The following is a 9459-nucleotide window of genomic DNA, read 5'->3' on the forward strand; positions in this document are numbered from 1 at the left end:
GCGGGAGGATAGCAGCGAGCCTGGAGCCTGGCAACAGGATTCCCCGCTCAGCGGCGGGCACGCAGTTCCTCGTAGAGGGAGAGCGTCTGCGCGAGGATCGCGGCGGGCGCGAAGCGCGCCCGCGCGTCGGCGTAGCTCGCGCGCCCGCGCCGCTGCCGCTCTTCCGGGGCGCCGGCCCACTCGGCGAGGCGTGCCGTCAGCGCCGCGGCATCGCCGCCGGGGAAGAGCCAGGCGGTCTCGCCGTCGCGCAGGAGCTCCGGGGTGCCGCCGAGGTCGCTGGCGATCAGCGGCCGGCCGAGCGCCAGCGCTTCGAGCACCGACAGGGGGGCGTTCTCGTACCACTCGCTCGGCAGGACGCAACCGTCGGCGGCGCGGATCAACGCTGGGATCTCGGTCCGCGGCCGGCGTCCGAGCCAGCGCACGCGCTCGCCGAGTTGCAGCTCCCCCGCGAGCGCGCGCAGGGCCGCTTCCGCGGGACCGTCGCCGACGAGTTGCAGCTCCAGCGGCGCGGGGCAGGCCGCCAGCGCCCGCAGCAAGGTGGCGAGCCCCTTCTCGGCGCTCAGGCGGCCCACCCAGAGGAGCACCGGGCGCGGCCCGGCCGGCGGCGGCGTCCAGGGTGCCGCGAGCGTCGCCGCGTCCAGCGGCAGCGCGTTGGGCAGGAGGCGGATCCGCTCCGGCGCGAGGCCGGCGGCGATCAGCTTGTCGCGCAGGAAGCGGCTGGGAGCGCTGAAGAGCGCCACGCCCCGCCCATAGCTGTCGAGCAGGCGATGGAGGACCGCCTCGGCGAAGAGGACCGCGCTGTCGGCCAGGGCGCCGTCCTTGCAGCGATGGCGCAGGAGCGGCAGCGGCCAGCGGCCGAGGCAGTCCTCGCAGGGCCGTCCCCCGCGCAGGCAGGTGTAGATCGGGCAGAAAAGCTTGTAGTCGTGCAGCGTGAGGAGCACCGGGATCCCGCGCGCCCGCGCGGGCGCCAGGATGGCCGGCGTCAACTGGTGGTAGATGTTGTGCGCGTGGATGAGCTCCGGCCGGCGCCGCTCGAGCAGGGCGGCGAAGGCGCGCTGCGCGCGCCGGTTGTAGATCGTCGCCAGCGCCTCGCGGCCGCGCTGCGCCAGACTGCGCCGGGCGTGGTGGTCGAGCGCGGGCGCGTAGAGATCGGCGTCCGGCTCCGGTGCATTGCGGGCGTCGGCCATCCCGAAGAAGGAGACCCGGTGGCCCGCCTCGCGCAGGGCCTCGGCCAAGCCCAGGCAGACCAGCTCCGCGCCCCCCTTGGGGTAGAGGAACTTGTTCACCTGGAGGACGTGCATCAGCCCTGTCCTCCCAGGCGCGCGAGCAAACGCCCGTAGCGGGCGGCGAAGCGCTCCGGCGCGTGTTCCTCGGCGAGCCGGCGGCCGTAGGCGCGGCGCGCCGGCAGCGGCGGCAGGGCGTCGAGGTAGCCGTCGATGGCTTCCGCCCAGGCTGCGGGCGCCTCGCCCGCGAGGAGCAGTCCCCGCCCCGCGCCGAGCAGTCCCGGCAGCGCACCGTGCGGCGGGGCGGCGACGGGCAAGCCGCTGATCAGCGCTTCGAGGACGCTCAGCGGCAGGGCCTCTTCCTCGCTGCCGAGGAGGAAGAGATCGAAGTCCGGCAGCAGGGCGGCGACGTCATCGCGGCGGCCGAGCAGGCGCAGGCAATCGCCCAGGCCGAGCGCCGCGGCGTGCGCTTCCAGCCGCGCCCGCTCGGGGCCCTCACCGATCAAAGTGAGGCGCAGGGAGCGCCGCCGCTGCAAGAGGGCCAGCACGTCGAGCAGGCGCTGGAGGCGCTTCTCGGGGCGCAGCGCCGCCACGCAGACGAGTTCGCGGCGGCCGGCCGCGGCCCGCGGCGGCGCCGCCGCCGCGGCGGTGAACGCGGCGAGGCCGGGCACGGGATTGGGGATCGCCGTCCAGTCGCCGCGCGCGAGGCCCTCCCGCTCGGCGAGCGCGCGCTCCTGCCACTGCCCGAGCGTCGCCAGATGGGGACTCAGCCCGAGCAGCAGGCGGTTCGGCAGGCGAAAGGCGCGCAGGCGTCCCTGAGCGGAGCTGTGCACGGGCGAGAGGGCGGGCAGGAAACCGCAGAGGCCGGCGGCGAGGCGGCCCCAGAAGAGGCAGTCGTGGTGGTCCTGGATGTAGAGCAGGTCCGGCTGCCGCTTGCGCAGCAGGCGCAGGAGGGCGAGGAGGGCGGCCGGGGAGCGCGTATCGCGGAGGTCGCAGACCGTGGCCGGCAGCCCGTTGGCGAGGAGCTCCTCACCCACTGCGCCCGGCCGCTTCAGGAAGCAGAGCTCGACGCGGCAGCCATCGGCGGCGAGGGCGGTCAGGAGGCTCGCCAGCACGCGCTCGCCGCCGCCGAGCGCCAGCGTCGAGGCGAGGACGAGCAGGCGCCGGAGCGGAGGCTCAGGCCGGCGGCTCGTAGGGTCGCTCGCGAAGTTCAGCGGGACAGCCGAGGGCGTAGATGGACCTCCCCACGCGGGCCGGGTTGCCGTAGACCACCATTTCCGCCGGCACGTCGCGCGTGACCACGGCGCCGCTGCCCACGAGGGCGCGCGCGCCGATCCGCACCATCGGCAGGATGGTGACGTTGACGCCGATCTGGGCGCCCGCCTCGATGACGGGGCCCCGCATGCACTCCGCCGACTGGGGGCAGCCGGGGTGGGGATCGTTGGCGATCGTCACGCCCGGCGCCAGGAAGACGCCGTCCTGGATTTCCGTGTACTGCGCGATGTAGCAGTTGCTGTGGATCTTGACGCCGCTGCCGATCCGGCAACCGTAGTCGATCACCGTGTTGTTCCAGATCGCGCAGTGATCGCCGATCGTATTCTGCTCGCGGATGACGACGTTGTGGCCGGTCTCCAAGCCGGCGCCCAAGGTGCTGCCCTGGTAGATCACGGTACCCGTGCGCAGGTAGGCTTCGGGCCCGATCACCAGTTCGAGCGGGACGTTGCGGCGGCCGGTGCGATAGCCGAGCAGGACGTGCGGGTCGATGTGCCGCGGCATCCCCAGGCGCACGTGTCCCGGTACGATCAGCGGATCCGACATCGTTGGCTCCCCCGTCTAGAAGGCGCGGCTGAGATTGTACTCGATTTCGACGCTGCGTCCACCCTCGCGCATCGAAAGGCAGGCCGCCTCGAGGGCGCAGACGACGTGGTGGCCGTGCTCGAGGCCGGAGCGGCAGGGCACACCCTGGCGGATGCACTCGAGGAAGTGCGCGGTTTCCACCTTGAGCGGCTCGCCATCGTCGAGCTTGGGGATGTGGATGTCGCCGAAGCGGTAGGCCAGCTGGAACTCGCCGAAAGTGTCGTAGTGGCGGTGCACGTCGACGCCCTTGTCGTAGACGCGGATCTTCTCCACGTTGGACGTGTCGTCGTAGACCAGCATCTTCTTGGAGCCCACCACCGTCGTGCGGCGGATCTTGTTGGGGTCGAGCCAACTGACGTGGATGTTCGCGAGCCGCCCGCCCGGGAAAGTGTAGGCAAGAAAGGCGACATCCTCGATCCCGGGCTGGATGTAGCTGTGACCGACACCCTGCACGCGCTCCGGCTCGGCGTCGAGGAGGAAGGTGAAGATCGACAAGTCGTGCGGCGCGAGGTCCCAGACGACGTTGATGTCGTCCTGGAAGAGCCCCAGGTTCACGCGCGTCGTACTCACGTAGTAGACTTCACCCAGCTCGCCCGAGTCGAGGAGCTCCTTGATCTTCAGCACGGCCGGCGAATAGATGAAGGTGTGGCCGACCATGCCGACGAGACTCTTCTCTCGCGCCAGCCTGACGAGCTGCAGGCTGTCCTCGGCGCTGCTGCTGAGCGGCTTCTCCACGAAGACGTGCTTGCCGGCGCTCAATGCTTCGCGGGCCAGCTTCGCGTGGCTGCTCACAGGGGTTGCGATGACGATGGCGTCGATCGCCGGATCGTCCATCAGCACGCGGTAGTCCTGCGTCGTTTCCAGGAAGGGATAGAGCTTCTCCATGTGCTGGAGCCGCTCCCGGGAGAGGTCGCTGACCCGGGTGACCCGGGCGCCCGGCAGGTTGACGAAGTTCCGCACGAGGTTGGGGCCCCAGTAGCCGGTCCCGATGACGCCCAAGGTGATCATATTCTAGCCTCCATCGCGACCCGCTCGGTGCCGGAGCCGGGGGCTCCCCGCCGCAGGGCGGTCATGCCGTGGGCATGTAGCAAGATCGGCGCTCAATAGCCGCCGACGCCGAAGAGCACGACGGGAATCGTCCTGAGCAGGATCTTGAGGTCGAGCAGGAACGACCAGTGTTCCATGTAGTGGATGTCGAGCATGACCATCTCGTCGAAGGGCACCTGGCTGCGTCCGCTCACCTGCCAGAGCCCGGTGATGCCCGGCTTGGCCTGCAGGCGCTGCTTGTGCCAGTCCTGGTAGTGCTCGACCTCGTACTCGATCGGGGGGCGCGGCCCGACGAGGCTCATGTCGCCGCGCAACACGTTGAACAGCTGCGGCAGCTCGTCCAGACTGCTCTTGCGCAGAAAACGACCGATCGGCGTCACGCGCGGATCGGCGGTCAGCTTGAAGGCCCGGCCGCCATCCCGCTGGGCCCAGCCATTGATCAAGCGTTCGGAGTAGGCGCGGTGGATGGAATCGTCGCTGCGGTGCGCCATCGTCCGGAACTTGTAGAAATCGAAGCGTCGCCCATCGGCCCCCACGCGTCGCTGCACGTAGATCGCCGGCCCCCGCGAACTCAGGCGGATGGCGAGGTAGAGGCCCAAGAAGAGCGGCGCGAGGACCGCAATACCCAGGCCCGCGGCTACCATGTCGAAGGCCCGCTTGGCGAAACTACCGCGCTCGTAGGCACTGGCGCTGGCTATGGGCAAAACCAGAGTCAACTGGGGCGGGAGGCCCACTCCGTAGGCTTCCGCCGCGGAGGTGACCACCATCGAAGTCTTCTTCAAGCTCGAACTCCTCGATGAGCAGCTGAGATGCGATTCAAGCCTGGCAGGTCAAGGCGTTAGCGAGCGGTCGATAGAGCCTCCCTGGCAGTTGAAGAGCGTCACCTGGGGATGTCAGTCTGCCGATCGCTGGCCAGTATAGCACAAGCGTGAATCAAGCTGCTACTGCAAAGCGGTGAGAGGGAGATCGGAGCGGGGGCGTGGGCCTCCAGTCGAGACTCGTAAACCGATACATGCCAATAGCATACGTTCCCATTCCTCGGCCAGGCGCGACGGGGAATGGCTGCGCCGCAGGTAGTCGAGGGCGCGCAAGCGCCGCTGCGCCAGCTCGGCGGCATCGGCCCGGAGCGAGGCCTGCAGGGCCGCCCTGAGCCCAGCGAGGTCGGTGGCGATCAATCCGAGACCAGCGCCGCTGAGCAGCCGGTCCGGATCAACGCTCGCGATCACGTCCAGCCCGTGCCGCCAGGCCTCCAGCAGGGTATTCGGAAAGCCCTCCACCTCCGAGGTGTTGAGGAAGATGCGGCAACGCCGGTAGACCGCCGGCAGCGCCGCGGGCGGCAGCGCTCCCAGGTACTGGATGTTCGGCCGCTCGCGCAACCGCGCCTGCAGGTGCCCGGCATAGCGTTCATGTCCCGGCGCCGCCCCACCGAAGACGATGAAGCGCTCTCCGGGCAGAGCCGCGGCGAGCGCGAGTAGCCACTCGGGACGCTTGACGGGGCGCAGATTGCCCCCCCAGAGAATCGCGTCCCCCACCGGCGCGACCGTCCGCTCCGGCGGAGCGGCGTCCGGGAACGAACGCAGCACCTGAGAATCGCGCCCGCAGGCCCGCCAGAGGCTCCGGCGCTGGGCCTGCGTCTGGACGATCACCTGATCGGCGCCCTGCAGGCCGAGCCGGAAGAGCGCGCGATCCTGCGGGTGCGGCAGCAGCTCGGCGCCGGCCGCCAGGTCGCTGTCGCTGGCGACGGCGAAGACGAAACCGATCCCGAGCAGGCGGGCGACCAGACAACCGAGACCCGTCAGTTCCGCCGCCCCGCGCTGCAGCAGCAGCTCGCTCCCCCGCTCGCGGAGGAAAGCATGCAGGGCGCTTCCCTTGGGATGCGCGAGCTTGAGCAGGGGCCAGCCGCCGCGCGGATAGATCGGCCAGAGGCGGCAGCCGGACTGCGCGACGAGAGGGGCGTCGTCCGCGGCCACGGCGACATCGACCTGGTGGCCCCGGGCGGCGAGCGCACGGCCGAGCGCGACCAGCTGCCGTTCGGCGCCCCCCTGCCCGGAGGCCACCTCCTCGCGGAAGGCGGCGCTCGCGGTGGGCGCGAGGATCGCGAGTCTCACCGGCGGAGAGGTAGGCGGGCGGGCGCGAGCAGGGGCGTGGGGGTCTCCGGCCGTGCGCAGTCCTGGAAGAGCACTCCGGTGATGAGGAAGAGCAGGATCGCCGAGTACTCGGCATGGAAGATCTGGTCGGTCGTCAGCGCCTGCGCGTACTGCGTCAGGAAGACGCCCACGAAGACCATCACCTCCATGCGGCCGGCGCTGGGGTGGATCAGCCGCCCCGAGAGGAGCTTCCACACGCGCACGACCATCATGGCGAGCATGAGCAGGTAGGGAATGAGGAGGAAGGGACCGCCCTCGACCCAGATCCGGATGTACGAGTTGTGGGCGGACGTGATGCCATGGGCGAATTCGGTGGTCACCGTGTTCCCGTGGAAGGTGAAGAAGCGGTTGTAGTAGTGACCGAACCAGCCGAAGCCGGTGCCGAGCAGCGGGAAGCGCTTGGCCATCTCCCAGGCGGTCAACCAGACGACGTAGCGGTCGTTGACCGTGCGCGAGTTCGCCAGGCGGTCCTGGAACACGCTCGACTCGGCGATGATGTGCCAGTTCAGGGCGAGCACCGCGAACGACACCGCCAGCAGCACCATCAGGGGACGCCGGAAGCGCTTCTCCACGAGGCCGAGGAAGATCAGCGTCGCGAAGTAGCCCATCCAGACGGAGCGCCGGTAGGTCCAGTACGTCACGAAGGTGTGGATGACAAGGATGGCGAAGGCCAGGACCCGGCCGAGGGAGTTGCGCGCGTTGAACATCTGGTAGAAGAAGAAGACGATCCCCCCCACCATCACGGTGCCGAGCACCTGCGGGCTCTCGAAGGGGCCCTGGATGCGATCCGCCAGGCCCTCCTGCTGCCAGGACAGCTCGCCCGTCGCCGTGAAGAAGCTGTACTCCGTGAAGTGCTCCTGGAAGCCCAGCACGGCGCAGTAGAGCGTGACGACGCCCAGCGTCCAGAGCAGGGGCCGGATCTCGCGCTGGGAGGTGAGGAGGTTCTTCGCGAGGAAGAACACGATGAAGGGGGTGATCACCTGGTCGAAGACCTGCTGGCCGGCGGTGATCGGATCGTAGCCGCGGAAGACGCAGGGGAGGAACATCACGAAGATCGCGACCATGACCCAGTCCATGGGCACCATGCGATGCAGCTGCCGCGCCTTGATGGCGACCTGGAAGAGCAGGACCATGAGCAGGACCAGCGAGGCGACGCGATCGATGGTGATATCCGGGATCCCCGCGCCCATGTTCACACGCACGAAGTTGCTGAGGATGGGCGTCGAGCCGATCCAGATCAGGAACACCACCATCGTGTTCTTGACCACTGCGTAGAGCACGAAGGGGATCAGGGAGACGACCGCGACCTGGACCCAGTTGCCCGTGAAGAAGGCGGCGCCGAGCAGAGCGCCGACGGCGGCCGCGACGAGGAGCGTCGGATCGAAGGGGAGCCACTCGTCGAGGCGGCGCCAGCGGGAGGGCTTCTGGAAGACGATCCGGTACATCGCTAGAGCCGGCGGTAGAGGAAGTCGGGAATCGGGTACTCCTGCTTGTTGAAGATCAGGCCCGTGATGGGCACCCCGGCCGACTTGAAGCCGCGCAGGGCCTGCAGGAGGATCTCCCGCTTCGTGCGGCGGTAGCTCGCCAGCAGGAGCACGGCATCGCTGCGCCGCGCCCAGAGTTCCACGTACTTGTCGAAACCGGGCCGGCCGTTGAAGACGACTGCGCGATAGAAGCGCGTCGACTCGGCCACGAACGTGTCCGCGCGCTCCTCGGCGAGACGGACGAAGCTCCGCGGCTGATGGCCGGCGTGAACTGCCGCCAGGTCGCGCAGCTCCGTCGCGAAGGGCAGCAGCCGGAAGTCGATGTCGCCACGCAGGTACTCGCTGAGTCCGTAGTCCGGCAGCCCGCTGGTGTTGCGGATCGTCGGCCGGATGATGTCGCCATCGACGAAGAGGCACTCCTCGCTCTCGCGCATCGCCAGGTAGTAGGCGAGGGCCCAACTGACGGTGCTCACCCCGTCGCCCTGCCCGCTGGCACCGAGGTAGATGAAGGGGCGCTTCGCTTCCAACGTGGGGCGCAGGGCGGCATAGAGACCCTCCAGTTCCGGCAGGATCCGGGGGTGGAAGTGGGTCGGTTCCGGCGGCTGCCCGGCGCTGCTCTCCTTGATGAACTGCTTCATCCGTCCCCTCAGAGCTTGCGGAAGCTGGCCAGGACCGGCACGCCCGTGAGGTCCTCCAGTTCGGCCCGCTTCTGGAAGGTATGCGTCGTCGCCTCCTTCATGAAGGCGATCGCCACCGCCAGCAGGAGAGCGAACAGGGGCGCCACGAGGAAGAGCACGACCTTCGGCGTCTCGCCCTCGATGCCGCCGATGTTCGCCGGCCCCAGCTGCAGGATCTGGTTCTCGAGCAGCGTCTGCGCTTCGCTGGCCTGGGTGTCGCTGTACTTGGTGATCAGCTCGCCGTAGAGTCGCCACTGCTGCTCGACGTAGGCGTCGTAGTACTGGATGCGCGCGGCGTTGCTGGGGATGCGCCGGAGTTGGTCCTCGAAATCGCGGGTTGCGGCCACGAGCACGCTCTCGCCGGCCAGCATCTCGTCGAGATACCTCTCGTGCTCGGCGACCACTTTGCGGATGCACTCGGTCAGCTGGGCCTCAGCCGTTCGCAGTTCCTCCGTCTTCAGACCCACTTCGCGGTGGTCCGGCGTGTAGCGCGCGCGCAGCTCCGCCAGTTCCAGGCGGAGGTCGCTGACGACGTACTCCATCTTCTGCACGAGCTTGTCCTCGCGCAGACCGGCCGTCAGGGCGGCGCTGTCGGGATTGGCGAGGAACGCCCGTTCTTGCGCGAGCTGGGCCTCGTAGATGCCGCGCTCGATCTGGCGCTTGGTGAGGTCGCGGCTGAGCTGCTGGACGGTCTCCTCGAGCGAGATCTCGAGGTGATTCCAGTTGTAGACCTTGCTCCCTTCCTGCAGCTGCGCCTTCGACTCCTTGGCCTCGCGGATGCGATCCTCGACGCCCTGGAGGGCGTCCTCGAAGTAGGTGCGCCCGTGGCTCTCGCGCGAGATGCGCCGAAACTCGTGCAGGAAGCTGCGACCGTAGAGGTCGGCGATCGCCAGCGCCGTGTCCGCATCCGTGTCGCGCACGAGGACGTTGATGATGTCCGTTTCCTGCACGGGCAGCACCTCGACCATCGTCGCGAGACCGGCCGCGATCTCCATCGTGCGCGCCTGCGGCGGGTTCGGCCAGC

The 9459-nt window shown here is 69.2% G+C and carries 9 protein-coding genes and 1 pseudogene; 1 reads left to right on the forward strand and 9 read right to left on the reverse strand.

From position 1 onward, the window contains the following. Nucleotides 1-47 precede the first annotated feature (47 nt). The 5 genes from FJ251_10605 to FJ251_10625 all read right to left on the reverse strand — a co-directional run bounded on the left by FJ251_10605 (nucleotide 48) and on the right by FJ251_10625 (nucleotide 4909). Complete coding sequence (locus FJ251_10605) at nucleotides 48-1301, reverse strand: glycosyltransferase (protein ID MBM4118171.1); 1254 nt, start codon at nucleotides 1299-1301, stop codon at nucleotides 48-50. Beyond that, nucleotides 1301-2338 carry a glycosyltransferase gene (locus tag FJ251_10610; protein MBM4118172.1) on the reverse strand — a complete coding sequence of 346 codons (1038 nt, stop codon included), beginning with the start codon at nucleotides 2336-2338 and terminating at the stop codon, nucleotides 1301-1303. The genes FJ251_10605 and FJ251_10610 overlap by 1 nt, the downstream gene beginning before the upstream one ends. Before the next feature lie 61 nt (nucleotides 2339-2399). Next, a complete protein-coding gene (locus tag FJ251_10615; protein ID MBM4118173.1) occupies nucleotides 2400-2999 on the reverse strand; it encodes an N-acetyltransferase in 600 nt (199 codons plus the stop codon). Between the two features lie 57 nt (nucleotides 3000-3056). Next, nucleotides 3057-4088, reverse strand: a complete 1032-nt coding sequence (locus tag FJ251_10620) for a Gfo/Idh/MocA family oxidoreductase (GenBank protein ID MBM4118174.1) — start codon at nucleotides 4086-4088, stop codon at nucleotides 3057-3059. A gap of 92 nt (nucleotides 4089-4180) precedes the next feature. Next, a complete protein-coding gene (locus tag FJ251_10625) occupies nucleotides 4181-4909 on the reverse strand; it encodes a sugar transferase (protein ID MBM4118175.1) in 729 nt (242 codons plus the stop codon). Between the two features lie 276 nt (nucleotides 4910-5185). Here FJ251_10625 and FJ251_10630 point away from each other — a divergent pair, with 276 nt between their 5' ends. Then, nucleotides 5186-5602 carry a hypothetical protein gene (locus FJ251_10630; GenBank protein MBM4118176.1) on the forward strand — a complete coding sequence of 139 codons (417 nt, stop codon included), beginning with the start codon at nucleotides 5186-5188 and terminating at the stop codon, nucleotides 5600-5602. 108 nt (nucleotides 5603-5710) lie between these two features. Here the strand turns inward: FJ251_10630 and FJ251_10635 are convergent. The 4 genes and pseudogenes from FJ251_10635 to FJ251_10650 form a co-directional block, all read right to left on the reverse strand. Beyond that, a pseudogene (locus tag FJ251_10635) lies at nucleotides 5711-6583 on the reverse strand (glycosyltransferase). Then, nucleotides 6232-7719 (reverse strand): O-antigen ligase family protein, encoded by a 1488-nt coding sequence (locus FJ251_10640; protein MBM4118177.1) that lies wholly within the window; start codon nucleotides 7717-7719, stop codon nucleotides 6232-6234. Before FJ251_10640 ends, FJ251_10635 begins: the two are co-directional and overlap by 352 nt. Nucleotides 7720-7721: 2 nt before the next feature. Continuing rightward, complete coding sequence (locus FJ251_10645) at nucleotides 7722-8396, reverse strand: CpsD/CapB family tyrosine-protein kinase (GenBank protein MBM4118178.1); 675 nt, start codon at nucleotides 8394-8396, stop codon at nucleotides 7722-7724. An 8-nt stretch (nucleotides 8397-8404) separates the two neighbouring features. Further along, nucleotides 8405-9430, reverse strand: a complete 1026-nt coding sequence (locus FJ251_10650; GenBank protein ID MBM4118179.1) for a hypothetical protein — start codon at nucleotides 9428-9430, stop codon at nucleotides 8405-8407. Nucleotides 9431-9459 lie beyond the last annotated feature (29 nt).

It is taken from the genome of bacterium (assembly GCA_016873475.1).
GTDB lineage: Bacteria > Krumholzibacteriota > Krumholzibacteriia > JACNKJ01 > JACNKJ01 > VGXI01.